General features: G+C 72.3%; 25 protein-coding genes and 1 riboswitch. Of the genes, 11 read left to right on the forward strand and 14 right to left on the reverse strand.

Annotated features, from left to right (window positions below; translation table 11 throughout):
* Positions 1–54 precede the first annotated feature (54 nt).
* From thiE to ACWGKQ_RS42805, 3 genes are all read right to left on the reverse strand, one after another.
* Positions 55–702: a thiamine phosphate synthase gene (gene thiE / locus ACWGKQ_RS42795; protein ID WP_453297457.1), complete on the reverse strand. Its 648-nt coding sequence runs from the start codon at positions 700–702 to the stop codon at positions 55–57.
* Between the two features lie 32 nt (positions 703–734).
* A complete protein-coding gene (locus ACWGKQ_RS42800; RefSeq protein ID WP_453297458.1) occupies positions 735–1,100 on the reverse strand; it encodes an Rv2175c family DNA-binding protein in 366 nt (121 codons plus the stop codon).
* Positions 1,101–1,208: 108 nt separating this feature from the next.
* Complete coding sequence (locus ACWGKQ_RS42805; protein ID WP_453297459.1) at positions 1,209–2,441, reverse strand: NAD(P)/FAD-dependent oxidoreductase; 1,233 nt, start codon at positions 2,439–2,441, stop codon at positions 1,209–1,211.
* 141 nt (positions 2,442–2,582) lie between these two features.
* A riboswitch (TPP riboswitch) is annotated at positions 2,583–2,694 on the forward strand.
* Between ACWGKQ_RS42805 and thiO the strand changes: the two genes are divergently transcribed.
* From thiO to ACWGKQ_RS42830, 5 genes are all read left to right on the forward strand, one after another.
* On the forward strand, positions 2,692–3,870 hold the full coding sequence (thiO, locus tag ACWGKQ_RS42810; protein WP_453297460.1) for a glycine oxidase ThiO: 1,179 nt from the start codon (positions 2,692–2,694) through the stop codon (positions 3,868–3,870). It overlaps the preceding riboswitch by 3 nt.
* Positions 3,867–4,079, forward strand: coding sequence for a sulfur carrier protein ThiS (thiS, locus tag ACWGKQ_RS42815; RefSeq protein ID WP_453297461.1), 213 nt, complete (start codon positions 3,867–3,869; stop codon positions 4,077–4,079). Before thiO ends, thiS begins: the two co-directional genes overlap by 4 nt.
* Before the next feature lie 5 nt (positions 4,080–4,084).
* On the forward strand, positions 4,085–4,879 hold the full coding sequence (locus tag ACWGKQ_RS42820; protein WP_453297462.1) for a thiazole synthase: 795 nt from the start codon (positions 4,085–4,087) through the stop codon (positions 4,877–4,879).
* Positions 4,880–5,094: 215 nt separating this feature from the next.
* Positions 5,095–7,026: a Stk1 family PASTA domain-containing Ser/Thr kinase gene (gene pknB / locus ACWGKQ_RS42825; protein ID WP_453297463.1), complete on the forward strand. Its 1,932-nt coding sequence runs from the start codon at positions 5,095–5,097 to the stop codon at positions 7,024–7,026.
* 34 nt (positions 7,027–7,060) lie between these two features.
* Positions 7,061–7,939 (forward strand): deoxyribonuclease IV, encoded by an 879-nt coding sequence (locus ACWGKQ_RS42830; RefSeq protein WP_453297464.1) that lies wholly within the window; start codon positions 7,061–7,063, stop codon positions 7,937–7,939.
* 6 nt (positions 7,940–7,945) lie between these two features.
* On the opposite strand, the gene ACWGKQ_RS42835 is transcribed toward ACWGKQ_RS42830, so the two are convergent.
* The 4 genes from ACWGKQ_RS42835 to ACWGKQ_RS42850 form a co-directional block, all read right to left on the reverse strand.
* Positions 7,946–8,437, reverse strand: a complete 492-nt coding sequence (locus tag ACWGKQ_RS42835; protein WP_453297465.1) for a Pycsar system effector family protein — start codon at positions 8,435–8,437, stop codon at positions 7,946–7,948.
* On the reverse strand, positions 8,434–10,620 hold the full coding sequence (locus ACWGKQ_RS42840) for a hypothetical protein (protein ID WP_453297466.1): 2,187 nt from the start codon (positions 10,618–10,620) through the stop codon (positions 8,434–8,436). The genes ACWGKQ_RS42835 and ACWGKQ_RS42840 overlap by 4 nt, the downstream gene beginning before the upstream one ends.
* Positions 10,617–11,402, reverse strand: a complete 786-nt coding sequence (locus tag ACWGKQ_RS42845) for a hypothetical protein (protein WP_453297467.1) — start codon at positions 11,400–11,402, stop codon at positions 10,617–10,619. The genes ACWGKQ_RS42840 and ACWGKQ_RS42845 overlap by 4 nt, the downstream gene beginning before the upstream one ends.
* A gap of 110 nt (positions 11,403–11,512) precedes the next feature.
* Positions 11,513–12,181 carry a Crp/Fnr family transcriptional regulator gene (locus tag ACWGKQ_RS42850; RefSeq protein WP_453297468.1) on the reverse strand — a complete coding sequence of 223 codons (669 nt, stop codon included), beginning with the start codon at positions 12,179–12,181 and terminating at the stop codon, positions 11,513–11,515.
* A 264-nt stretch (positions 12,182–12,445) separates the two neighbouring features.
* On the opposite strand from ACWGKQ_RS42850, the gene ACWGKQ_RS42855 reads away from it, so the two are divergent.
* The gene (locus ACWGKQ_RS42855; protein ID WP_453297469.1) at positions 12,446–12,964 is read left to right on the forward strand and encodes a DUF4396 domain-containing protein; all 519 of its coding nucleotides are present in this window, start codon (positions 12,446–12,448) and stop codon (positions 12,962–12,964) included.
* Between the two features lie 4 nt (positions 12,965–12,968).
* Here ACWGKQ_RS42855 and ACWGKQ_RS42860 read toward each other — a convergent pair whose 3' ends face one another.
* Positions 12,969–13,601 (reverse strand): sulfite oxidase-like oxidoreductase, encoded by a 633-nt coding sequence (locus tag ACWGKQ_RS42860; protein WP_453297470.1) that lies wholly within the window; start codon positions 13,599–13,601, stop codon positions 12,969–12,971.
* Between the two features lie 199 nt (positions 13,602–13,800).
* On the opposite strand from ACWGKQ_RS42860, the gene bfr reads away from it, so the two are divergent.
* Positions 13,801–14,283 carry a bacterioferritin gene (bfr, locus tag ACWGKQ_RS42865; RefSeq protein ID WP_453297471.1) on the forward strand — a complete coding sequence of 161 codons (483 nt, stop codon included), beginning with the start codon at positions 13,801–13,803 and terminating at the stop codon, positions 14,281–14,283.
* A 1-nt stretch (position 14,284) separates the two neighbouring features.
* On the opposite strand, the gene ACWGKQ_RS42870 is transcribed toward bfr, so the two are convergent.
* Positions 14,285–14,509, reverse strand: a complete 225-nt coding sequence (locus ACWGKQ_RS42870; RefSeq protein ID WP_453297472.1) for a (2Fe-2S)-binding protein — start codon at positions 14,507–14,509, stop codon at positions 14,285–14,287.
* Positions 14,510–14,667: 158 nt separating this feature from the next.
* A complete protein-coding gene (locus tag ACWGKQ_RS42875) occupies positions 14,668–16,020 on the reverse strand; it encodes a class II 3-deoxy-7-phosphoheptulonate synthase (protein WP_453297473.1) in 1,353 nt (450 codons plus the stop codon).
* A gap of 106 nt (positions 16,021–16,126) precedes the next feature.
* On the opposite strand from ACWGKQ_RS42875, the gene ACWGKQ_RS42880 reads away from it, so the two are divergent.
* Positions 16,127–16,183, forward strand: a complete 57-nt coding sequence (locus tag ACWGKQ_RS42880) for a trp operon leader peptide (RefSeq protein WP_142195936.1) — start codon at positions 16,127–16,129, stop codon at positions 16,181–16,183.
* A gap of 118 nt (positions 16,184–16,301) precedes the next feature.
* Positions 16,302–18,176 (forward strand): anthranilate synthase family protein, encoded by a 1,875-nt coding sequence (locus ACWGKQ_RS42885; RefSeq protein ID WP_453297474.1) that lies wholly within the window; start codon positions 16,302–16,304, stop codon positions 18,174–18,176.
* Positions 18,177–18,239: 63 nt separating this feature from the next.
* Here the strand turns inward: ACWGKQ_RS42885 and ACWGKQ_RS42890 are convergent, their stop codons facing one another.
* The 4 genes from ACWGKQ_RS42890 to ACWGKQ_RS42905 form a co-directional block, all read right to left on the reverse strand.
* On the reverse strand, positions 18,240–19,268 hold the full coding sequence (locus tag ACWGKQ_RS42890) for a 6-phosphofructokinase (RefSeq protein WP_453297475.1): 1,029 nt from the start codon (positions 19,266–19,268) through the stop codon (positions 18,240–18,242).
* Positions 19,269–19,405: 137 nt separating this feature from the next.
* Positions 19,406–20,068, reverse strand: a complete 663-nt coding sequence (locus tag ACWGKQ_RS42895; RefSeq protein WP_453297476.1) for a response regulator — start codon at positions 20,066–20,068, stop codon at positions 19,406–19,408.
* Positions 20,065–21,285, reverse strand: a complete 1,221-nt coding sequence (macS, locus tag ACWGKQ_RS42900; RefSeq protein WP_453297477.1) for a MacS family sensor histidine kinase — start codon at positions 21,283–21,285, stop codon at positions 20,065–20,067. Before macS ends, ACWGKQ_RS42895 begins: the two co-directional genes overlap by 4 nt.
* A gap of 42 nt (positions 21,286–21,327) precedes the next feature.
* Positions 21,328–22,062 carry a lysophospholipid acyltransferase family protein gene (locus ACWGKQ_RS42905; RefSeq protein ID WP_453297480.1) on the reverse strand — a complete coding sequence of 245 codons (735 nt, stop codon included), beginning with the start codon at positions 22,060–22,062 and terminating at the stop codon, positions 21,328–21,330.
* A gap of 165 nt (positions 22,063–22,227) precedes the next feature.
* Between ACWGKQ_RS42905 and ACWGKQ_RS42910 the strand changes: the two genes are divergently transcribed.
* Positions 22,228–23,007, forward strand: a complete 780-nt coding sequence (locus ACWGKQ_RS42910) for an alpha/beta hydrolase (protein WP_453297478.1) — start codon at positions 22,228–22,230, stop codon at positions 23,005–23,007.
* The gene (locus ACWGKQ_RS42915; protein ID WP_453297479.1) at positions 23,000–23,614 is read left to right on the forward strand and encodes a hypothetical protein; all 615 of its coding nucleotides are present in this window, start codon (positions 23,000–23,002) and stop codon (positions 23,612–23,614) included. Before ACWGKQ_RS42910 ends, ACWGKQ_RS42915 begins: the two co-directional genes overlap by 8 nt.
* The last annotated feature ends 84 nt before the right edge of the window (positions 23,615–23,698 follow it).

Raw genomic sequence — 23,698 nt, forward strand, 5'->3', positions numbered from 1 at the left:
GTCGACATCGCGTCCGGATACTGGACAAGTTTCCGGACAGCGTGCCCTTGTGCGTCACCGCGACCGCAGCCGCTTGGCGAACTCGGCCGCCGCCGCGCCCGGGTCGTCGGCGGCGGTGAGCGCACGTACGACGACCACCCGGCGGGCGCCCGCGTCCAGTACCTGGTCGAGGTTGCCGAGGTCGATGCCGCCGATGGCGAACCAGGGGCGGTCGGTGCCCAGGGCCGCGGTGTACCGCACCAGGTCGAGGCCCGGGGCGTGACGGCCGGGCTTGGTGGGGGTGGGCCAGCAGGGGCCGGTGCAGAAGTAGTCCACGCCGTCCTGCGCGGCGGCCGCGGCGGCCTCGGAATCGGCGTGCGTGGAGCGGCCGATCAGGACGTCCGGGCCGAGGATCGCGCGGGCCGCCGGGACCGGCAGGTCGCCCTGGCCGAGGTGGAGCACGTCGGCACCGGCCGCGTGGGCCACGTCCGCGCGGTCGTTGACCGCGAGCAGCTTGCCGTGCCGGGCGCAGGCGTCGGCGAACACCGCGAGGTGCTCCAGCTCCTCGGCGGCCTCCAGGCCCTTGTCGCGCAGCTGCACGATGTCGACACCGCCCGCCAGGACCACGTCCAGGAAACCGGCGAGGTCGCCCTGCTCCTTCCGGGCGTCCGTGCACAGATAGAGCCTGGCGTCGGCCAGCTGGGCGCGGGCGGTGTCGGTCATCAATGTCCCCCGTCGGTTCGGTACCGGTTGCCTCAGACGGCGAGCGCCTGGGCGCGGCGCTTCACCTCCGTGCCGCGATTCTCGCTCAGGGCCTGCGCGGGGGTGCCGGGCAGGCTCGCGTCGGGAGTGAAAAGCCACTCCAGCATCTCTTCGTCCGTGAAGCCGTCGTCCCGCAGCAGGGTCAGGGTGCCGGTCAGGCCCTTGACGACCTTGTCCCCGTCGATGAAGGCGGCGGGGACGTGCAGTGCCTTGTTCTCACCGCGGCGGACGGCGATGAGCTGGCCCTCCTTGACCAGCTGCCGCACGCGCGTCACCTCGACGTCCATCATCTCTGCGATGTCGGGGAGGGTGAGCCAGGTGGGGACGAGAGCATCGATGTTCGTGTCAATCTCGGTCACAGGATCCAGGGTAGGCGCTTCGTCGGTTCCGGCGCGATGGGTGGTTGTCCGGGTGCGGCGCCGTGGGGGCTGGTCGCGCAGTTCCCCGCGCCCCTTACGGGGCGCTGTTCAGCCGTACGTTGCATCCTTCAAGGGACGCCCAGGGTCCGCCAATGCCTCGGCGTCCATGCTGCGCCCTGCCTCGATCAGGCGGCGGCCCTGGGCCAGGTCTCGGGGGCGGCCTACCGCCAGTAGAGCGACCAGGCGGTTCTCGCGGAGCCAGCAGACGCTCCAGGACGGGCCGGTCCGGTCGCCGCGCCAGACCAGTCGGTCGGCGGCGGCGTGGTGGCCCGCGTACTGGACGAAGCGGCCGAACTGTTCCGACCAGAAGTACGGGACCGGGTCGTAGACCGCGTCGGACTCGCCGAGGATGTTGGCGGCGACCGTGCGCGGGCCCTGCAGGGCGTTGTCCCAGTGGTGGACCAGCAGGCGCTCGCCGTAGCGGCCGGACGGGAAGGAGGCGCAGTCGCCGACCGCGTAGACGTCCGGGACGCTGGTGCGCAGCCGGTCGTCGGCCAGCACGTCGCCGTGGGTGCCCAGCTCGATGCCGGAGCCGGCCAGCCAGGCGGTGGCGGGGCGGGCGCCGATACCGACCACGACGGCGCCCGCGGGCAGCCGCGATCCGTCGTCGAGCACCACCGCGCCCGGCTCGACGCCGGCCACGCGCGCGTGGGTGCGCAGATCGGTGCCGCTGTCCGCGTACCAGGCGGTCATCGGCGCGGCCACCTCGGCCGGGAGCGCTCCCGCGAGCGGACGGTCGGCGGCCTCCACGACGGTCACCGCGCAGCCGGCCTCACGGGCCGCGGTGGCGAACTCGGCGCCGATCCAGCCCGCGCCGACGACCACGATGTCGTGCTGCCGGGCGAGCACCGGCCGCAGCCGCTCGGCGTCGTCCAGGGTCCGCAGCAGATGGACGCCGGGCACGCCCTCGGTGCCCGGCAGCGTGATCGGCTCGGCACCGGTGGCCAGCACCAGGACGTCGTACGGCACCGGGCCGGCCTCGGTGTCCAGCTCGTGGTCGGCGGTGCGCACGCCCAGCGCGTCGCGGCCGAGCGCCAGCTCGATGCCGAGCGCCTCGAAGTCGACCTCGAAGGCGGAACCCTCGGCCTTGCCGAGCAGCACCGCCTTGGAGAGCGGCGGCCGGTCGTACGGCTGGTGCGGCTCGGCGCCGATCAGTGTCACGGTGCCGGTGAACCCGCGCTCGCGCAGGGCGACGGCGGTCTGCACCCCGGCCATGCCCGCGCCCACGACGACCACGCGCCGCGTCTGTGACGTGCTCCGTAGCTGCGTCTGCTCGCTCACCTGATCACCATAGACAAGAACGATAGACAACTGACAAAGAGTCAGTCAGGGGTCGTGGCGAGTGACCTGTTCCACAGCGCCGTCCACAGCGCCGTCCGAGGCCGTCTTACAAGGGCGGAGCTCCGCGGGCTAGGGTGGCGGGGAAGCACACGCGGGAGCCCGGACGCACCGGGCTGAGAGGGAGGCTGGCGGCCTCCGACCGTACGAACCTGATCCGGGTCATGCCGGCGAAGGGAGGGGCTGGACGCCCATGTCCTCACATACGTCACATGCGTCCGATGTCCTCGTCATCGGGGGCGGGATCATCGGCCTGGTCACCGCCTGGCGAGCGGCCCAGCGCGGGCTCGCGACGGCGGTGGTCGACCCCGCGCCCGGCGGCGGGGCCGCGCAGGTCGCGGCCGGGATGCTGGCCGCGGTCACCGAACTGCACTACGGCGAGCAGACCCTGCTGGGGCTCAACCTGGCCTCCGCGCGCCGCTACCCCGGCTTCGCCGCCGAGCTGACCGAGCTCACCGGCCACGACCTCGGCTACCGGCGCTGCGGCACGCTCGCGGTCGCCCTCGACGCCGACGACCGCGCCCATCTGCGCGAGCTGCACGCGCTCCAGCAGCAGTCGGGCCTGGAGTCCGAGTGGCTGTCCGGGCGGGAGTGCCGGCGCCTGGAGCCGATGCTGGCGCCGGGCGTGCGCGGCGGGCTGCGGGTCGACGGCGACCACCAGATCGACCCGCGCCGGCTGGCGGCCGCGCTGGTGGCCGCGTGCGAGCGGACCGGGGTGGTGTTCCACCGCGACTGGGCCGAGCGCCTGGAGGTGGTACGGGACCGGGCCGCCGGTGTCCGCACCCGTGCGGGTGACACGTTGGGCGCCGGACAGGTGGTGCTCGCGGGCGGGAGCCTGAGCGGGCGGCTGGCGGGCGTGCCGGACGACGTGCTGCCGCCGGTGCGGCCGGTGAAGGGGCAGGTGCTGCGGCTGACCGTGCCCGCGCGGTACGCGCCGTTCCTCAGCCGGACGGTACGGGCCGTGGTGCGCGGCGGGAACGTGTACCTGGTGCCCCGGGAGAACGGCGAACTGGTCGTCGGCGCGACCAGCGAGGAGCTCGGCTGGGACACGACGGTCACGGCGGGCGGGGTGTACGAGCTGCTGCGCGACGCGCACGAGCTGGTGCCCGGGATCACCGAGCTGCCCCTGACCGAGACCCGGGCCGGACTGCGGCCCGGGTCCCCCGACAACGCGCCGCTGCTCGGGCCGACCCGCCTCGACGGGCTGCTGCTGGCCACCGGGCACTACCGCAACGGGGTGCTGCTCACGCCGGTCACCGGGGACGTGATGGCGGAGCTGCTGGCCGGCGGCGAGCTGCCGGCCCAGGCCCGTCCGTTCACGCCGAAGCGGTTCGACCCCGTCCCCGCCGTTCTCGTGGAGCAGACCGCATGAACATCTCCGTCACCATCTCCGTCAACGGCGAGCACCGGGAGATCGCCCCGGGCACCGCTCTCGACACGCTCGTCCGGTCCCTCACCGCCGCACCCTCCGGGGTGGCCGCCGCCGTCAACGAGACCGTCGTACCGCGCGGGCAGTGGGCGGCGACCGGGCTCGCCGAGGGCGACCGGGTGGAAGTCCTCACCGCCGTGCAGGGAGGCTGAGCGCCGTGGCCGACGATCCCTTCGTCCTCGGGGGTACGACCTTCTCCTCGCGGTTGATCATGGGTACCGGGGGTGCGCCCAGCCTGGAGGTGCTGGAGCGGGCGCTCGTCGCGTCCGGGACCGAGCTGACGACGGTCGCGATGCGACGGGTGGACCCGGGGGTACGGGGGTCCGTGCTGTCGGTCCTCGAACGGCTCGGGATCCGGGTGCTGCCGAACACCGCGGGGTGCTACACCGCCGGGGAGGCCGTGCTGACGGCCCGGCTGGCGCGGGAGGCGCTGGGGACCTCGCTGATCAAGCTGGAGGTCATCGCCGACGAGCGGACCCTGCTCCCCGACCCGGTCGAGCTCCTTGACGCGGCGGAGACGCTGGTGGACGACGGGTTCACGGTGCTGCCGTACACGAACGACGATCCGGTGCTGGCCCGGAAGCTGGAGGACGTGGGGTGCGCCGCGGTGATGCCGCTCGGGTCGCCGATCGGGTCCGGGCTCGGGATCCGCAACCCGCACAACTTCCAGCTGATCGTCGAGCACGCGCGCGTGCCGGTGATCCTGGACGCGGGAGCCGGCACGGCGTCGGACGTGGCGCTGGCGATGGAGCTGGGGTGTGCGGGGGTGATGCTGGCGTCGGCGGTGACGCGGGCGCAGGATCCGGAACGGATGGCTCACGCCATGCGGGCCGGGGTGGAGGCGGGGCGGCTGGCCCGGCTGGCGGGGCGGATCCCCCGCAGGTACCTCGCGGAGGCGTCGTCTCCTGCGGAGGGCCTGGCCGTGCTGGACCCCGAGCGCCCTGCGTTCTGAGCGCCGGTCCGCTCCCGCCCCGTCTCCACCCGCGCACCACCCGAAACTGTGTGCTGACAAGCGGGACTCTCCCGTGGGGGCCGATCACCGTCGGCGGCTGCGGGTGCGTGGGGGGATATTTCAGCCACGTGCAAAGCGTCACAGGTGCGCTGCAAGTCCCCCGGGAAAGCGGTCTCACCTGTGGGGGTGTCAGCCGGTGCTCGTACACTCGCTGGGTGGATATGACCCTTCAGGACCCCCTCGTCGGGCAGGTGCTCGACGGCCGGTATCGCGTCGACGCGCGGATCGCCGTCGGCGGGATGGCCACGGTCTACCGGGCCCTGGACATCCGGCTGGACCGCGTGCTCGCGCTGAAGGTGATGCACCCGGCGCTCGCCGCCGACGGGTCCTTCGTCGAGCGGTTCATCCGGGAGGCCAAGTCGGTCGCCCGGCTGGCCCACCCGAACGTCGTCCAGGTCTTCGACCAGGGGACCGACCGGTCGTATGTGTATCTCGCCATGGAGTACGTGGCCGGCTGCACCCTGCGTGACGTGCTGCGCGAGCGTGGCGCGCTGCAGCCGCGGGCCGCGCTGGACATCCTGGAGCCGGTGCTGGCCGCGCTGGGCGCCGCGCACCGCGCCGGGTTCGTGCACCGGGACATGAAGCCCGAGAACGTGTTGATAGGGGACGACGGGCGGGTCAAGGTCGCGGACTTCGGGCTGGTGCGGTCCGTGGACACCGTCACCAGTACCACCGGGGCCGTGCTCGGGACCGTCGCCTATCTCGCGCCCGAGCAGATCGAGAACGGGACCGCCGATCCGCGCGTCGACGTGTACGCGTGCGGGGTCGTGCTGTACGAGATGCTCACCGGGCAGAAGCCGCACGACGGCGATTCGCCCGCGGTGATCCTCTACAAGCATCTGCACGAGGACGTGCCGGCGCCGTCCGCCGTCGTGCCGGGGCTGGCCTACGAGCTGGACGAGCTGGTCGCCCTCGGCACCGCCCGCAATCCCGAGGTCCGGCCGTACGACGCCGTCGCGCTGCTCGCCCTGCTGCGGCAGGCGCGGAGCGCGCTCGGCCCCGAGCAACTGGACTCCGTACCGCCGCAGGCGCTGACGGCGGCGCACGACATCGCCGAGGACCGGACCAGTGTCATACCGCGGTCGCTGACGGTGCCCCGGCCGCTGCCCGTCAACGAGGAGGACGAGCGGGTCGAGGGGGTGCTGCGGACCAGCAGGTTCGAGGCGCCGCCGGTGCGGGACCGGCGGCGCGGGGGCCGCCGGTCCCGGCGCGGGCTGGTGACCCTCGTGGTCGCCGTGCTGATCGTCCTGGGCGCGGGAGCCGGCGTCTGGTACATCAACTCCGGGCAGTTCACCAAGGTCCCGCCGCTGCTGTCGAAGACCGAGGCGCAGGCCACCGCGCGGCTGAAGGAGGCCGGGCTCGACGTGGGGTCGGTCGAGCACTCCTACAGCGACACGGTGAAGCGCGGCACGGTGATCAGCACCGACCCGGCGGCCGGCGAGCGGATCCGCAGCAACGACTCGGTGGCGCTCACCATCTCCGACGGCCCCGAGACGGTGAACGTACCGGACGTGCAGGGGCGGACGCTGGCCGCGGCCAGGGCGCTGCTGAAGGCCGGCGGGCTCACGCCGGGCATGGTGACCCGGGAGTTCAGCGAGGACGTGCCCAAGGGGTCGGTGATCTCCTCCGATCCGGGGTCCGGGACCAAGCGGCACGCGGGGACCGCGATCGCGCTCGTCGTCAGCGAGGGCTCCCCGGTGGACGTCCCGGACGTCACCGGCGACGACCTGGACGAGGCCCGGCAGGAGCTCCAGGAGGCCGGGCTGAAGGTGACGGTGTCCGCCACCGAGATCAACTCCGAGTACGACCAGGGCCAGGTCGCCCGGCAGACCCCGGCCGGCGACGCGCAGGCCGCCGAGGGCGACACGGTGACGCTGACGCTGTCCAAGGGCCCGGAGCTGGTCGAGGTGCCGAACGTGGTCGGGGCCACCGTGGACGACGCGACCAAGCTGCTGGAGCAGTCCGGTTTCCAGGTCAAGGAGAACCGCGGACTGCTCGGGCTGTTCGGCGACACCGTGAAGAAGCAGTCGGTGGGCGCCGGGGAACAGGCGCCCAAGGGGTCGACGATCACCATCACCATCCGGTGACCGGGGGCGGGCCGCGCCGTGACACCCTGGACGGGTGAAGAGTCAGCAGTCAGGTCCCGCCCGCAACCCCGTCGGCGGCCATGTCCCGGTCGCCGGCGGCCTGCACTCCGTGGGGCTGTCGTACGCCCGTGAGCTGAAGGCCGAGACCGTGCAGGTCTTCGTCGCCAACCCGCGCGGCTGGGCCACCCCGGCGGGCAGCCCGCAGCAGGACGAGGCGTTCCGCGCGGCCTGCGCGCAGGGGTCGGTCCCGGCGTACGTGCACGCCCCGTACCTGATCAACTTCGGCTCGCACACCGAGGCGACCGTGGAGAAGTCGGTGGAGTCGCTGCGGCACTCGCTGCGGCGCGGCCGGGAGATCGGGGCGCTCGGGGTGGTCGTGCACACCGGGAGCGCGACCGGCGGCCGGGCCCGGGACGTGGCGCTGAAGCAGGTACGGGCGCATCTGCTGCCGCTCCTCGACGAGCTGACCCACGACGACGACCCGTTCCTGCTCCTGGAGTCCACCGCCGGGCAGGGCGCCTCGCTCTGCTCGCGGACCTGGGACTTCGGCCCGTACTTCGAGGCGCTGGACGCCCATCCGAAGCTCGGCGTCTGCCTGGACACCTGTCACGTCTTCGCCGCCGGGCACGACCTGACCGGGCCGAGCGGGATGCACCAGACGCTGGACCTGCTGGTGGACACGGTCGGCGAGGGGCGGCTGAAGCTGATCCACGCCAACGACTCCAAGGACGTCGTCGGGGCGCACAAGGACAGGCACGAGAACATCGGCTCCGGGCACATCGGCGAGGACCCGTTCCGGGCGCTGATGACCCACCCGGCGACCGCGGGCGTACCGCTGATCATCGAGACGCCCGGCGGCAAGGAGGGGCACGCGGCCGACGTCGAGCGCCTCAAGCGGCTTCGGGACGGCTGACCCGGCTCACCCGACCGCCAGCGGCACCGCCGCCAGCAGCAGCCCCGCGCCGAGCAGCACCATCGACCGGCGCAGCCAGCGGTACTTCGCCGACAGGATCACGCTGACGTCCTGGAACTGGGTGAGCAGCCAGCCCACCTGGTCGGTCCCGGCGTCGGCGGCGGCGCGGCGCAGCGCCTCCGGGTCGATGCCGTGCAGGGCGTCGGCGTAGAAGGTCGGGCCGGGCGCGGAGCGGACCGTGCGGGTGCGGGGCACGATCACCGCGAGCAGCAGCAGGGTGCCGGCCGCCCAGAGCGCCCCGCCCGCCGCGAGGAAGGCCAGGGCCACCGCCGATCCGCCGGCCGGTGTCCCCCTGCCGAGTACCAGCGCCGGTACCGCGACGGCACCCGAGAGCAGGACGGACGCCTTGACGTCCGCCCGGCCCAGATCCTCGCGCACGGCCAGCAGCAGCCGTTCCGCGACGTAGTGGGCGGCGGCTTCGGGTTCGGGTGCGGTCATCGCCGGACCGCCCCCCGCAGGCGGTGGACCTGTTGTTCGGGCAGTGGCCGGTCGGGGTCTGCGGTGAGTTCCGTGATGAGGGCCAGCAGCCGGTCGCGGTCGTCGTGGCTGTGCACGAGGAGTGGCAGGAACCGCTCCAGGCGGTCGGTCCAGGGCCGGCCGGCCGAGCCGCGCAGCCAGTCGGACAGGGTCTCGATCGCCGCCTCGTAGGACCGTGGGGTCTGCAGCGCGGTCCACAGGAGCCCGGCGAGTTCCGGGGCGAGGGCCGGCCGGACGGCGGCCAGGGCCAGCATCAGCGGCCAGTCGCCGTAGCCCTCCAGGTCCTCGTGCTGGTTCCAGAGGTCGGTGACGGGGACGGAGGCGAGGTAGACCGTGGACTGCAGGCCGAGGTCCTGCTGGGGCCGGCGCTCGTCGGAGAGCCAGGCGCGGATCCGGCGCAGGGTCTGGGGCTCGGGGTGGGCGCCTGCGAAGTGGGCGACCTGGACGGCCGCGCCGGACCGCAGCCTGCCCTCGTCCCAGACGCCGATCCCGCCGAGCAGGTCGAGGGTCTCGCGGACGGTGTCGGTGGCCCGGCCCCGGCCGAGCACGGCCCCTGCCGTCCAGCGCAGGTGTTCGTCGCCGTAGCGGGCCCAGGAGCCGATCAGGGCGCGGATCGCGGTGCCGACCTCCGGGGAGCGCAGCGCCACGTCGAGGACGGTCGCGGCGAACAGCCGGCGGCGGGCCCGCTCGGCCTGGGCCATGGGCTGGACCAGTTCGTGCACGGTGTGCGAGAGGTCGAGGCGGCACAGCTGACCGGCCGCCACCGCGGCCCGCACCCAGACCTGGGGCCGGTCGTCCTCGCAGAGTCCGGCCAGCCAGCGCAGCACGGGTCCGCGTGCGTTGTGCCGGTGCTGCCAGAGGTGGCCGAGGACGGCCGGGGCGAGGGCCTCGCCGCCGAACCGCACGGTGCGCACCGGGACTTCCTCGGTGCCGACCTCCTCGGTGCCGAGTTCGGCGACCGCGCGGGCGGAGACCAGCCGGGCGTCGACGCCGTCGCTGAACAGCGGGCGGCCGGGGGTGGCCTCGGGGTCGACCGTGACGGCCAGTTCCCAGGCGAGCACCTCGGCGGCCTCGGCGACGGCGCTGAGCGAGGCGCCGTCGAGGACGGCGACGGCGATCCGGTAGGCCGCGTCCCGCAGCCGTTCCGGGGTCTCGGAGCGGACCCCGCCGGCGAACCATTCGGCGGCCTGGTTCTCGGCGAACTTCCGGCATTCGGCGAGGAGTTCGTCGTGGGTGAGCTCGTCCCTGGTGTGCCGGGCGAGGAGCCGCGCGTAGTGGGCGGCCTCCGCGGGCCGCAGTTCGTCGAGTCCGCGCGCCTCCAGGACGTCGGGGTCCAGGGCGGTCGCCCGGGCCCGCTCGTACAGCTCGGGCGCCGTGTCCGCCAGTTCGAGGGCGAGGTGGCCCTCGAGGACGGCGGTCTGGGCGGCCGGGGTGTGGGCGCGGTGGTAGCGGCCGCTGCGGGAGGGCACGTCACCGGGTTCGGGGGTGGCCAGCAGGACCACGTACGCCTCTTTCCTGCCGAGCAGTTGGCAGAGCCGGTCGAGGCCGGTCTCGTCCGGTAACCCGGCGGCGCTCGGCTCCAGGGCGTAGCCGTGGCCGTCGCTGATCTGGTCGTCGTCGAGCCTGTCCAGGTCGGTGCGCGGGTCGAGCCGGGAGACCCGGCCGCCGGTCAGGCCGTCCAGCAGGGACAGGGCGGTGTAGGCGCGGCCGGTGCCGGGCTGGCCGTACAGCACCAGGAGGCGTCCGTCGCGCAGTTGCTCGCGGTGTTCGCCGTAGTCCGCCGGTTCCTGGAAGACCTGGCGCAGTCTGCGCAGCTGGTCCTCCGGGAGCGGGCCGGCAAGGACGCGTTCGGCCGCCTGCCGGCTGTAGAAGTTCATGGTGCCGACGGATCCGGAGCTGATCAGGGTGCCGGTGCCGTGCTGGCTCACGGTCGAGCGGTAGATCCGGGAGGCGGCGGCCGCCGCGCCGGGCAGCGCCTCCTCGCCGAGCGGGTCGGCGGCGGAGCCGCCGATGACGTCGGCCTTCTCCGGCTCGGGGGCGCCGCCGGACTCGCCGCCCTGCGGCTTGTCCGGCTCGGCCTTCCGCTGCGGCTGCTGCGGCGGTTTCGGGCCGCCCTGGGGCGGCGGGGGGTTCTGGGCGTTCACCGGCCACCGCCGCGGCGGTCGCTGTTGAGGGTCTCGATCCGTTCGGCGGCGATGATCTCTCCGTCGCCGTGCTGGTGGATGTTCTGGACGAAGCGGCCCCCGGTGTCCGTGGCGGCGGGCGGTCGCGGCGGGGTGCTCTCCGCTGGACCGGCCGCCGCGTCGGGCGCCGGCTCCGCGGACGGCTCGGGCGATTCCGACGGCTCAGGCGGCTCGGAGCGGCCGGGCACCATGAACCAGGCGGTGGTGCGGCCCTCCTTGAGCTGCACGTCGTGCCGGCGGTAGTGCTCGGGGTCCAGCCAGCGCCCGCCGGGCAGGACGAAGTCCTCGTGGACGCGGTCGGAGACGGCCACCACCAGGGGCGAGCCGTCCGCTGCCTTGAGGATCCCCTTCGCGGTGCCGCAGTCGCACAGCCGGCAGGCCAGGTCGACGGCGCGTCCGGAGCGGCCGTAGGCGTCGGCCGTGACCCGGCCGATGTGCAGGCCCACCCGCAGCCGCAGCGGTTTCCTGAGGTCCCGGTTGCTCTCCCGGAGGTTCTGGTGGAGCTGCTGAACCCACTCCCCCACCACCCGGGCGGGCGGCACCTCGGGCGCCAGCACGCTGAGGATGCCGTCGCCGCGGTCCTCCTGGTAGAGGCGCGGCGGGCGGATGCCGGCCTGTTCGAAGGCGTTGCCGGTGACGTCGTAGAGTCTGCGCCGCATCTCGGGTTTCTCGGTGTCGGACAGCAGGCCCGAGCCCTGCGCGTCCACGTTGACGATGAAGCCGTACGCGGCTTCCCCCTCCATCGTTCTCTCCTCCCTGCCGTCCCGCCGGACCATCGGCCCCTCGGCTGTGATGGTCGCGGAGCCGGACGGTCGCCGCTGTAGCCGTTTACACAGCGCGGGACGTGTGCTTGTCAGGTCTCCGTGCTGTGCGGTTGTCCGGCGGCGAGCAGGCGGAGCGGGTCCAGGTCGGCCACGGCCAGGGTGCCGGGGCCGGTGCGGACCAGGCCCTGTTCCCGTAACAGGCGCAGGGCCTTGGCGACGGCCTCGCGGGTGGAGCCCACGGACGCGGCCAGTTCGTGCTGCGCGAGGGGCAGCCGGATGGTCACTGCCTCGTTCTCCGGCCGGCCGGTGCGGTCGGCGAGTTCGACCAGGCGTTCGGCGAGCCGTTGCAGCACGGTCATGGAGGCCAGGGCCCGGCGCTCGTGGTCCGCGCTGCGCAGCCGCTCGGTGAGCTGGTTCATCATCAGCGCGTTGGCGTGCGGCCGGGAGGCGAGGAACCGCCGGAACCGCTCCCCGGGTACGACCAGTCCGGTCACCTGGCCGAGGGTGCTCACCGAGGCGCTGCGCGGGCGGCCGTCGAGCGCCGCCATGTCGCCGACGACCTCGCCGGCCCGGCGCAGCGCCAGGATCAGCCGGCCGCCGCGCTCGGTCGGCGTCCACACCGTGCACCAGCCGCTGAGCAGGACCACCGCGAAGGTGGTGCGGTCGCCTTCCGTGACGACCGTGTCGTACGGCGGGTACTCGTGCCGGGTGCCGAGTCCCGCCAGTGCCTCCCGGTCCCCCGGGCCGAGGCTCCCCATGAAGGTATGCCGCTCCCCGAACAGCCCCACCGTCGTCCCCCGACCGCTCGCCCCCGAACCGGATCGCAAGCGGAACCCCAAGGGCCTCTCGGATCCGTCTCCGCCCGGCGCGTCTCCCGCCAGGCAAGAATCTCAGCGTAGCGCTCTGGGCACGGAATGTGCGTGCCGTTACCGGAACGAGCCCGGCCCCTTCACCGGAATACCCCTAGGGGGTATACATGTTGGCGTCGCAGAAGGATCCGCACCTGACACCGGGGGTAAGCCATGGACCACGAGCCCGCCGTCCACGAGCACACCGAACACACTCACGCACCGCGCACAGCCCACGAGGCACACGGCAGCACCGGCGCCTCCTGGGCCATGGCCGCCCAGGCCACCCTGCACTGCCTCACCGGCTGCGCCGTCGGCGAGGTGCTCGGCATGGTCGTCGGCACGGCGTTCGGCTGGGGGAACCTGCCGACCACCCTGCTGGCGATCGCGCTGGCCTTCTTCTTCGGCTACGCGCTCACCATGCGCGGGGTCCTGAGGGCGGGCGTCGACCTGCGCACCGCGCTGCGGGTCGCCCTGGCCGCGGACACCGTCTCGATCGCCGTGATGGAGCTGATCGACAACGGCACGATCCTGGTCTGGCCGGCCGCGATGGACGCCCAGCTCACCGACGCGCTGTTCTGGATCTCGCTGGCCGTCTCGCTCGCGCTCGCGTTCGTGGTCACCACACCGGTCAACCGGTGGACGATCGGCCGGGGCAAGGGGCACGCGGTGGTGCACCGCTACCACCACTAGCGGCTCAGAGCTCGGGACCGTCCCCCGGCCCCTCCTGGTAGGAGAAGCGCTGTTCCTTCCACGGGTCGCCGATGTTGTGGTAGCCGCGCTCCTCCCAGAAGCCGCGGCGGTCGGCGGTCATGTACTCGATGCCGCGCACCCACTTGGGGCCCTTCCAGGCATACAGCTGGGGGACGACCAGGCGGACCGGGAAACCGTGCTCCGCGGTGAGGAGTTCACCGTCCTTGTGGGTGGCGAAGACGGTGTGCTCGGCGGCGAAGTCCGCGAGCCGCAGGTTGGAGCTGAAGCCGTACTCCGCCCAGACCATCACATGGGTGGCATCGGGGGCGGGCGGCGCGAGGTCCAGGACGGTCCGCGCCGGGATCCCGCCCCACTCCGCGCCGAGCATGCTGAACTTCGTCACGCAGTGCAGGTCGGCGACCACGGTGGTGTAGGGCAGGGCCGTGAACTGCTCGTGGTTCCAGATGTGCGCGCCCCCGTCGGCGGTGGCACCGAAGACCCGGAACTCCCAGCGCTCGGGCCGGAACCTGGGTACCGGGCCGTAGTGCGTGACCGGCCAGCCGCGCTGGAGCCGCTGCCCCGGCGGAAGCTCCGCTCCCGCGGTTTCCCGAGACGCGCGCCGCACCGGATGACCCATGCCTTCCATCCTGACAGACCACGGGCGGTGCACCTGACCAGGCGAGCCACTCAAAGATCGGCAAATCGCTCAACTGGCATCAAGCATGCACTTACTTACTAAGTACGCACTTACTGGACGATCATCCGCGCCGGTGCAATCATGCGCCGCAAACGTCCCATCCGTCCGGTACGGAACCCATGCGGAAGGAGCCTCTGCGATGCAGGGCGACCCCGAGGTCATCGAATTCCTCAACGAGCAGCTCACCGGCGAGCTCACCGCGATCAACCAGTACTTCCTGCACGCGAAGATGCAGGAGAACTTCGGCTGGTACAAGCTCGCGAAGTACACCCGGCACGAGTCGTTCGACGAGATGAAGCACGCCGAGGTGCTCACCGACCGGATCCTGTTCCTGGAGGGGCTGCCCAACTACCAGCGGCTGTTCCACGTCCGCGTGGGGCAGACCGTGAAGGAGATGTTCGAGGCCGACCGGCAGATCGAGGTGGAGGCGATCGACCGCCTCAAGCGCGGGATCAAGGTGATGCGCGAGAAGGGCGACATCACGTCCGCGAACATCTTCGAGGACATCCTCAAGGACGAGGAGCACCACATCGACTACCTCGACACCCAGCTGGAGCTGGTGGAGAAGCTCGGCGAGGCACTCTACATCTCGCAGCTCATCGAGCAGCCCGAGAGCAGCTGAGTCACGCGGCTTCGTCGAGCCCGGAGAGCACCGGGCGGCCCTGGTCGGACAGCTCGCGGCGGGGGCAGGCGCCGCGGCCGAGAATCGCCTGGATGCGGCGGACGCACGAGCCGCAGTCCGTGCCCGCCTTGCAGGCGGAGGCTATCTGGCGAGGGGTGCAGGCACCGTCCTCCGCGTGCTGCTTGACCTGCGCTTCGGTCACCCCGAAGCAGCTGCAGACGTACACGCGGATTCACCTCCCGCCGGGATCGATCAGTGGTGCCGTCCCGATTGGTCGGTGAGGCAAACCTAACCTTACCCATCACTCGCGGGTCGCAAAAGTGGAAGAGGCGCGGATCATCTGTGATCCGCGCCCCACTCCACGCAAGGACACACCGGGACCGGCTACTGGTCCCGGTACATCTCCGCCACGAGGAACGCCAGGTCCAGGGACTGGCTGCGGTTCAGCCGCGGGTCGCAGGCCGTCTCGTAGCGCTGGTGCAGGTCGTCGACGAAGATCTCGTCGCCGCCGCCCACGCACTCGGTGACGTCGTCACCGGTGAGCTCCACATGGATGCCGCCCGGGTGCGTGCCGAGGGTCTTGTGGACCTCGAAGAAGCCCTTGACCTCGTCCAGCACGTCGTCGAAGCGGCGGGTCTTGTGGCCCGAGGCCGCCTCGAAGGTGTTGCCGTGCATCGGGTCGGTCACCCAGGCCACCGTGGCGCCCGAGGCGGTGACCTTCTCGACCAGCTCGGGGAGCTTGTCACGGACCTTGTCCGCGCCCATCCGGACGACGAAGGTCAGCCGGCCCGGCTCGCGGTCCGGGTCGAGGCGGTCGATGTACTTCAGCGCCTCCTCGGCCGTCGTCGTCGGGCCGAGCTTGAGACCGATCGGGTTGCGGATCTTCGAGGCGAACTCGATGTGCGCCCCGTCCAGCTGCCGGGTGCGCTCACCGATCCACACCATGTGCGCCGAGACGTCGTACAGCTTGCCGGTGCGCGAGTCGACCCTGGTCAGGGCGGACTCGTAGTCGAGCAGCAGCGCCTCGTGCGAGGAGAAGAACTCGACGGTCTTGAACTCCTCCGGCTCCGCGCCGCAGGCCCGCATGAAGTTCAGCGCGTTGTCGATCTCGCGGGCGAGCTGCTCGTAGCGCTGGCCGGACGGGGACGACTTCACGAAGTCCTGGTTCCAGGCGTGCACCTGGCGCAGGTCCGCGTAACCGCCGGTGGTGAAGGCACGCACCAGGTTGAGCGTGGACGCGGAGGCGTTGTACATCCGCTTCAGCCGCTCGGGGTCCGGGATGCGGGCCTTCTCGTCGAAGTCGAAGCCGTTGACCGAGTCGCCGCGGTACGTCGGCAGGGTCACGCCGTCGCGGGTCTCGGTGCCCTTGGAGCGCGGCTTGCTGTACTGGCCGGCGATCCGCCCCACCTTCACCACGGGCACCGACGCGGCGTACGTCAGTACGGCACCCATCTGGAGGAGGGTCTTGAGCTTGTTGCGGATGTGGTCGGCGGACACCGCGTCGAAGGCCTCGGCACAGTCGCCGCCCTGGAGGAGGAACGCCTCTCCCTTGGCGACGGCCGCCATCCGCGCGCGCAGCTGGTCGCACTCGCCCGCGAAGACGAGCGGCGGATACGACTCCAGCTCCGCAACGACTGCGCGCAGAGCCTCGGGGTCGGGGTACTCGGGCTGCTGCGCCGCGGGCAGGTTTCGCCAGGTGTTGCCAGCACCGAGGCTGGTCTTAGCGTTCACGGTCACCTCGTAAACATTACGGGGTCGTGTCGCCATGTTTTCCTCCAGCTCGACTGGTGAGACAGAGCGATTGTCCTGTGGACGGGGCGCCCGGTGGGGTAGGGTTCCCCGCATGTTCGCGCATTCGATCCAGAACTGGTGGTGGACCGCTTCTCCGGCGGCCCACTGACTGCGCGTACGCAAGACTTCGCGAAGGCCGCCCGGAGGGGCGGCCTTCGGCGTTTCCGGGGTCGTTCCTCTCCCGCCTGTCTCACCTGTCTCATCTGACAAAGGACCGCAGAGGAACCATGGACCTGACCCGTCTGCTCCACGACGAACGCCCCTTCGCCCTGCTCCGCCGCCGCACCCCCGGCCACGACGAGAGCACGGTGGAGCTCCTGCTCGGCCCGGTCACCGCCCACGACCGGCTCGCCGACCTGCCCGAGGAGGGACTCGCCCTCATCCCGTACCGGCAGATCCGGGAGCGGGGGTTCGACGTGCGGGACGACGGGACGCCGCTGCTGGTACTGACCCCGACAGTGCTATGTCACATTCCACTCGACGAGGCCCTCGCCACCCTCCCCACCCACGACGTCCACGTCGACTCCGGCGCCTTCGACGTCGACGACGACGCGTACGCGCAGATCGTCGGCCGGGTGCTGCGCGAGGAGATCGGCCGCGGCGAAGGCGCGAACTTCGTGATCCGGCGGACGTACCAGGGCGAGATCCCGGGCTTCGGGCGCGCCGACGCGCTGGCGTTGTTCCGGCGGCTCCTGGAGGGCGAGCGCGGCGCGTACTGGACGTTCGTCGTGCACACCGGGGACCGGACGCTGGTCGGCGCGAGCCCGGAGGTGCACGTCCGGATGTCCGGCGGCACGGTGGTGATGAACCCGATCAGCGGCACGTACCGCTATCCCGCCGAGGGCCCCACCCCCGAGAACCTGCTCGGCTTCCTCGCCGACGGCAAGGAGATCGAGGAGCTGTCGATGGTCGTCGACGAGGAGCTCAAGATGATGTGCACGGTGGGCGACATGGGCGGGGTGGTCGTCGGGCCGCGGCTGAAGGAGATGGCGCACCTCGCGCACACCGAGTACGAGCTGCGCGGCCGGTCCTCGCTGGATGTGCGGGAGGTGCTGAAGGAGACCATGTTCGCGGCGACCGTCACGGGCTCCCCGGTGCAGAACGCCTGCCGGGTGATCGAGCGGCACGAGGTCGGCGGGCGGGGCTACTACGCCGGTGCGCTGGCCCTGCTCGGCCGGGACTCCGGCGGTGCCCAGACCCTCGACTCGCCGATCCTGATCCGTACCGCCGACATCGACGCGGCCGGCCGGCTCCGGGTCCCCGTCGGCGCCACCCTGGTGCGCGGCTCGGACCCGGCGGGTGAGGTCGCGGAGACCCACGCGAAGGCGGCGGGGGTGCTGGCGGCTCTGGGGGTACGGCCGTCCCGCCCGCGTTCCGAGGCGGCGCGCCCCCGGCTGGCCGACGACCCCCGGGTGCGGGCCGCGCTGGACGGGCGCCGGGCCTCCCTGGCGCCGTTCTGGCTGCGGATGCAGGAGCGGACCGGCGAACTGGCCGGGCACGCGCTGGTGGTGGACGGCGAGGACACGTTCACGGCGATGCTCGCGCATGTGCTGCGGGCCGGCGGGCTCGACGTCACCGTCCGGCGGTACGACGAGCCGGGACTGCGGGCGGTCGTGCTCGCGCACGAGGGGCCGGTGGTGCTCGGCCCGGGGCCCGGTGACCCGTCCGACCTGGACGATCCGAAGATGCGGATCCTGCGGGAGCTGACGGCGGCGGTGATCCGGGAGCACCGGCACGGGGTGCTGGGCGTCTGCCTCGGCCACGAGCTGATCGCGGCGGAGCTGGGGCTGGACATCGTCCGCAAGGAGGTCCCCTACCAGGGGGCGCAGACGACCGTGGACCTGTTCGGGCGCCCGGAGACGGTCGGCTTCTACAACAGCTTCGTGGCCCGCTGCGACGACGAGGCGGCGCGGGAGCTGGCCGCGCACGGCATCGAGGTGAGCCGGGCGGAGAACGGCGAGGTGCACGCCGTACGGGGACCGGGGCTCGCCGGGGTGCAGTTCCACCCCGAGTCGGTCCTCACGCTGAACGGCGCCGCGGTGGTGCGGGAGCTCATCGGTCAGCTGCGCGGCACGTTCTCAAAGGGGCGGCCGGTCCGGTAGCACAGGCCGCGCGCCGTCACGGTGACCGTGGCGGCGCGCGGGCGAAGCAGGGGAGGCCGGCTGTCAGCCGAAGAACACCCCGACCTCCTCGTACAGCTTCAGGTCGACGGTCTTCAGCTTGGCCGTGGCCTCCGCGATCGGTACCCGGACGATGTCGGTGCCGCGCAGCGCGACCATCTTGCCGAAGTCCCCGTCGCGGACGGCGTCGACGGCGTGCAGGCCGAAGCGGGTGGCGAGCCAGCGGTCGAAGGCGCTGGGCGTGCCGCCGCGCTGGATGTGCCCGAGGACGGTGGTCCGGGCCTCCTTGCCGGTGCGCTTCTCGATCTCCTTGGCCAGCCACTCGCCGACCCCGGACAGCCGGACGTGCCCGAAGGAGTCCAGGGTCCCGTCCTTGAGGACCACGTCGCCGTCCTTCGGCATGGCGCCCTCGGCGACGACCACGATCGGGGCGTACGACGCCTTGAAGCGGGAGGTGACCCAGGCGCACACCTGGTCCACGTCGAAGCGCTGTTCGGGGATGAGGATGACGTTGGCGCCGCCGGCGAGGCCGGAGTGGATGGCGATCCAGCCGGCGTGCCGGCCCATCACCTCGCAGACCAGGACCCGCATATGGGACTCGGCGGTGGTGTGCAGCCGGTCGATGGCCTCGGTGGCGATGCCGACGGCGGTGTCGAAGCCGAAGGTGTAGTCGGTGGCGGACAGGTCGTTGTCGATGGTCTTCGGTACGCCGACGACGGGCACGCCGTACTCGTCGGTGAGGCGGGCGGCGACGCCGAGGGTGTCCTCGCCGCCGATCGCGATCAGCGCGTCGACCTCCAGTTTGGCGAGGTTGTCCTTGATCCGGCGGATGCCGTTCTCCTGCTTGAGCGGATTGGTCCGCGAGGAGCCGAGGATGGTGCCGCCGCGGGGCAGGATGCCGCGTACGGCGGGGATGTCGAGGCGGACGGTGTCGCCTTCGAGGGGTCCGCGCCAGCCGTCCCGGAAGCCGACGAAGTCATAGCCGTACTCCTGCACGCCCTTGCGGACGATGCCCCGGATGACGGCGTTGAGCCCGGGGCAGTCGCCGCCTCCGGTCAGTACTCCGACCCGCATGGAAATGTCCCTTCGCCGCGGTTGCCTGGTGGGACTCACGCTAATGGTGATCCAGCTCACACAGGGATGGGCGCGGAAGGGCAATTCCGGTGAATTGTCGGGCGGTTGGTTTACGGCCGCCCGAAGATCAGATCAGATCAGTCGTCGTCGAGTCCCGCCTCTATCGCGTACCGCACCAGCTCCACCCTGTTGTGCAGCTGGAGTTTGCCGAGGGTGTTCTGCACGTGGTTCTGGACCGTGCGGTGCGAGATGACCAGGCGCTCGGCGATCTGCTTGTAGCTCAGGCCCTTGGCGACCAGCCGCAGCACCTCGGTCTCGCGGTCGGTGAGCCGGGGCGCGTCGGGCCGGTCGGCGTCCGCGGCCGGGCCGGGCTCGGAGGCGAGGCGGCGGTACTCGCCGAGGACCAGACCGGCGAGGCCGGGGGTGAACACCGGGTCGCCGACTGCGGTACGGCGGACCGCGTCCAGGAGCTCCTCGGTCGAGGCCGACTTGAGCAGGTAGCCGGTGGCGCCGGACTTCACCGCCTCCAGGACGTCGGCGTGCTCGCCGCTCGCCGAGAGGACCAGGACCCGCAACGCCGGGTTGTGGGCGACGAGTTCCTTGCAGACCTGGACACCGGGCTTGGCCGGCAGGTTGAGGTCCAGGACCAGGACGTCGGGTCCGGCGGCCTTGGCGCGGCGCACCGCCTGGTCGCCGTCCCCGGCGGTGGCGACCACCTCGAACCCGGACTCGGCCAGGTCCCGGGCGACCGCGTCCCGCCACATGGGGTGGTCGTCGACCACCATGACCTTGATGCTCATCGCCGCTCCGCCTTCTTCGAGACCTTCGGTACCGTCAGCTCCACTTCCGTGCCCTGCCCGGGGACCGAGACCAGCTCGGCGCTGCCGCCGAGGTCGCGCAGCCGCCCCCGGATCGACTGGGCCACCCCGAGCCGCCCCTCCCCCTCGGCCTGCGCGAGCCGTCCCTCCGGGATGCCGGGGCCGTCGTCCCGCACGGTCACCACGACCTCGCCGGGCTCGTCCTCGACCAGGATCCAGGCCCGCGCCGCGTCCCCCGCGTGCCTGCGCACATTGTCCAGGGCGGCACCGACGGCCGCGGCCAGCTCGCGTGCGGCACCCGGCGGCAGCTCCACCGGCGCGCCGGGTTCGGCGAGGCTGACCCGGGATCCGGCGTACCGCGCGAGCAGCGTGCGCAGGTCGACCGGACCGCCGTCGTCGGGCCCCTCGGCCTCCTCGACCAGGCGTACGACCGCGCCCTGCGCCTCGTCCTCCGAGACCCGGGAGAGCGGCACCAGGCCGCCGGAGACCAGCGTCCGCAGCGCCACCTCCTGCTCCCCGGCCAGCCGGCCCAGCTCGGCCGCGTCGCCGCCGAGGACCGTGCCGCGCCGCTGCACCATGGCGAGCACCTGGAGCACGCTGTCGTGGATGCCCCGGGCGAGCCGCTCCCGCTCCCGGGTCGCCGCCTCGATCTCCAGGGCGCGGGCGAGGGTGCGCTCGGAGGCGCGGGCGACCTCGACGACGTACCCGATGGCGATGGAGGCGACCCAGACCAGGATCACGTTGTGGACGGTGTCGCGGGCCGGGTGGCCGCGCTCGACCAGGTTGGCGGCGGCTACCGGGGTGGAGGCGAACGCGGCCCAGCGCCAGCCGCCCTTGAGGGCGTAGGCGAGGACCGAGCCGGCGGTCCATATCGACGGCAGGGTCGGGCCGCCCCGGTCGATGTGGCCCTGGGTGACCACCCAGGGGGTCAGCAGGATGCCGGTGAGCGCGATCGCGAGGTCGACGGTGAGGAAGCGCTTGGTGCAGGCCGCCGCGCTCTGCACGCGCGGCAGGGTCGCCAGGGTCCAGACGGTCAGGACGGCGTAGTAGGCGATGGCGACGCCCGCGCGGTCGTAGTCGTCGTAGGCCGAGGCGAACAGGCCGATCGCGTACAGCAGGGTCAGTACGCGGTAGCCGGTGAGGGCACGCCACAGGGGCTGCTCGACCGACATCCGTATGACGCGTTCCCGCTTGCTCATGTCCCCCAGTCCCCCCTGCCCGTCCCCCTGCCGCCGCCGGTCCTAGGACTCGGCGGCCTTCTTCTCGGCCTTCGCCGCCTCCTTCTCGGCCTTGGCGGCGTCCGCGATCCGCCGCTTGGCGGCGGTCGCGTAGATGTCCACGTACTCCTGGCCGGAAAGTTTCATGATCTCGTACATGACCTCGTCGGTCACCGCGCGCAGCACGAACCGGTCGTGCTCCATGCCCTGGTAACGGCTGAAGTCCAGCGGCTTGCCGATCCGGATGCCCGGCCGCATCAGCTTGGGCATCACCTGTCCCGGCGGCTGGATCTTCTCCGTGTCGATCATGGCGACCGGGACGACCGGGGCGCCGGTCGCGAGCGCCACGCGCGCGAGGCCGCCGGGCTTGCCCCGGTAGAGGCGGCCGTCGGGCGAGCGGGTGCCCTCCGGGTAGATGCCGAACAGCTCGCCGCGCTTGAGCACGTCTATGCCGCTCTGCACCGCGGCCTCGCCGGCGCCGCGCGCGCCGGAGCGGTCCACCGGGAGCTGCCCGACGCCCTTGAAGAAGGCGGCCGTGAGGCGGCCCTTCACGCCGGGCGTGGTGAAGTACTCGGCCTTCGCGATGAAGGTGACCTTGCGGTCCAGCACCGCGGGCAGGAAGAACGAGTCCGAGAAGGACAGGTGGTTACTCGCCAGGATCGCCGGGCCCTCGTCCGGGACGTTCTCCAGGCCCTCCACCCAGGGCCTGAAGGTGACCTTCAGCGGTCCCCCGATGGCGACCTTCATCGCGCCGTACAACAACCGAGTGCCTCCTGTTTCCGTCGATCAGACCTTAACCCGGAGCGCCGGGAATGGGCCCGACGACCCTGGTCGGTGTCAGTGCCGTCGCGTACGGTGAAGCACAACTGGAGTCGTCCTCCATGCCTCTCGCAGTTCCGCCCCCTCATGAATTGGAGACCGAAGGTGCCGGTTCTCCCCGGAGCCGAGCCGTACCGCCATGACGGCGGGGAGGTCGGCGTCCTGCTCTGCCACGGTTTCACCGGCTCGCCCCAGTCACTGCGCCCCTGGGCCGAGCACCATGCGGCACACGGCCTGACCGTGTCCCTGCCCCTGCTGCCCGGGCACGGCACCCGCTGGGAGGACATGCAGGTCACCGGCTGGCAGGACTGGTACGCGGAGGTGGACCGCGAGCTGCGGCTGCTGCGCGAGCGCTGCTCCCAGGTGTTCGTGGCGGGCCTGTCCATGGGCGGCACGCTGGCACTGCGGCTGGCCGCCAGGAACGGTACGGGTGTGGAGGGCGTGGTGATCGTCAACCCGGCGAACAAGGTGCACGGCCTGTCGGCGTACGCCCTTCCGGTGGCCCGGCATCTCGTGCGCACGACGAAGGGCATCGCCAGCGACATCGCCAAGCCGGGCGCCGCGGAGACGGGGTACGACCGGGTGCCGCTGCACTGCGCGCACTCGCTGCGGAACTTCTTCCGCCAGGTGGACAAGGAACTGCCGCAGGTGACCCAGCCGCTGCTGCTCCTGCGCAGCACCCGGGACCATGTTGTTCCGGCCGTCGATTCCGCCCGCATCCTGAGCCGGGTGTCGTCCACGGACGTAACGGAGGTCGTGCTGGAACAGAGTTACCACGTGGCGACGTTGGACCATGACGCGGACCGGATCTTCGAGGAGAGCCTCGCCTTCATCGGCCGGCTCGCACCCAGTGTCGGCAAGGAAGGGACGGCCGCAGTTGGCTGAGCACGACTCCGACCGCGAGGACCGCGAGCCGGACGAGACGGGGGTGCCCTTCGACGAGGCGGCCGCCTGGGCGGCGATCGTCGCGGGGTACGGCGAGGAACCGCCGGACCCGCCGGGCACCAAGCCCTACAAGCCGGTGCAGGACCTCGCGCTGCCGGCGACGGACGAGGACGAGGACGAGGAGACCGACGGGACCGGCACGGCCCCCGAGGCCGCCGGGACCGGTGCCGGGGCGGCCGAGGAGCAGCGGCCGCCCGTGCAGCCGCTGGGCAGCTCCATCTCCTTCGCGCCCGGGGTGGGCGGCCCGCGCGACTACACGGCTGCGGAGCCGTCCGAGGACGACTTCGACGAGGACGACGAGGGGCACTTCGTGCCGCCCGAACCGCCGCCGCTGCCGGAGGCCGACGCCACGGCGAAGTTCGCCTGGCTGGGCGTGGTGGGCGGACCGGTCCTGCTGCTGCTCGCGGTGCTGCTGGGCTGGGACATGACCTGGTGGCTGGCGACGCTGGGCATCGGCGGCTTCCTCGGCGGCTTCGTCACGCTGGTGACCAGGATGAAGACCGACGACGACGAGGACGGCGACCCCGGGCGGGGAGCCGTCGTCTGACCGATCCACGCCCACGCGAGGGTGTCGCTTATGCACCTCTGTCGCTGCCGGCGCGTGGTGAGGGGTAGATGGAGGTGGTCGGGG

It is taken from the genome of Streptomyces sp. NPDC054770, from assembly GCF_053611985.1.

Coding starts and splice junctions, on each gene's coding strand:
- thiE (WP_453297457.1), bottom strand. CDS start 702: ATGACCGACACCGCCCGCGCCCAGCTGGCCGACGCCAGGCTCTATCTG.
- thiO (WP_453297460.1), top strand. CDS start 2,692: ATGTCCTCACATACGTCACATGCGTCCGATGTCCTCGTCATCGGGGGC.
- thiS (WP_453297461.1), top strand. CDS start 3,867: ATGAACATCTCCGTCACCATCTCCGTCAACGGCGAGCACCGGGAGATC.
- ACWGKQ_RS42835 (WP_453297465.1), bottom strand. CDS start 8,437: ATGACCGCACCCGAACCCGAAGCCGCCGCCCACTACGTCGCGGAACGG.
- ACWGKQ_RS42845 (WP_453297467.1), bottom strand. CDS start 11,402: ATGGAGGGGGAAGCCGCGTACGGCTTCATCGTCAACGTGGACGCGCAG.
- ACWGKQ_RS42850 (WP_453297468.1), bottom strand. CDS start 12,181: ATGGGGAGCCTCGGCCCGGGGGACCGGGAGGCACTGGCGGGACTCGGC.
- ACWGKQ_RS42855 (WP_453297469.1), top strand. CDS start 12,446: ATGGACCACGAGCCCGCCGTCCACGAGCACACCGAACACACTCACGCA.
- ACWGKQ_RS42860 (WP_453297470.1), bottom strand. CDS start 13,601: ATGGGTCATCCGGTGCGGCGCGCGTCTCGGGAAACCGCGGGAGCGGAG.
- bfr (WP_453297471.1), top strand. CDS start 13,801: ATGCAGGGCGACCCCGAGGTCATCGAATTCCTCAACGAGCAGCTCACC.
- ACWGKQ_RS42885 (WP_453297474.1), top strand. CDS start 16,302: ATGGACCTGACCCGTCTGCTCCACGACGAACGCCCCTTCGCCCTGCTC.
- ACWGKQ_RS42890 (WP_453297475.1), bottom strand. CDS start 19,268: ATGCGGGTCGGAGTACTGACCGGAGGCGGCGACTGCCCCGGGCTCAAC.
- ACWGKQ_RS42895 (WP_453297476.1), bottom strand. CDS start 20,068: ATGAGCATCAAGGTCATGGTGGTCGACGACCACCCCATGTGGCGGGAC.
- macS (WP_453297477.1), bottom strand. CDS start 21,285: ATGAGCAAGCGGGAACGCGTCATACGGATGTCGGTCGAGCAGCCCCTG.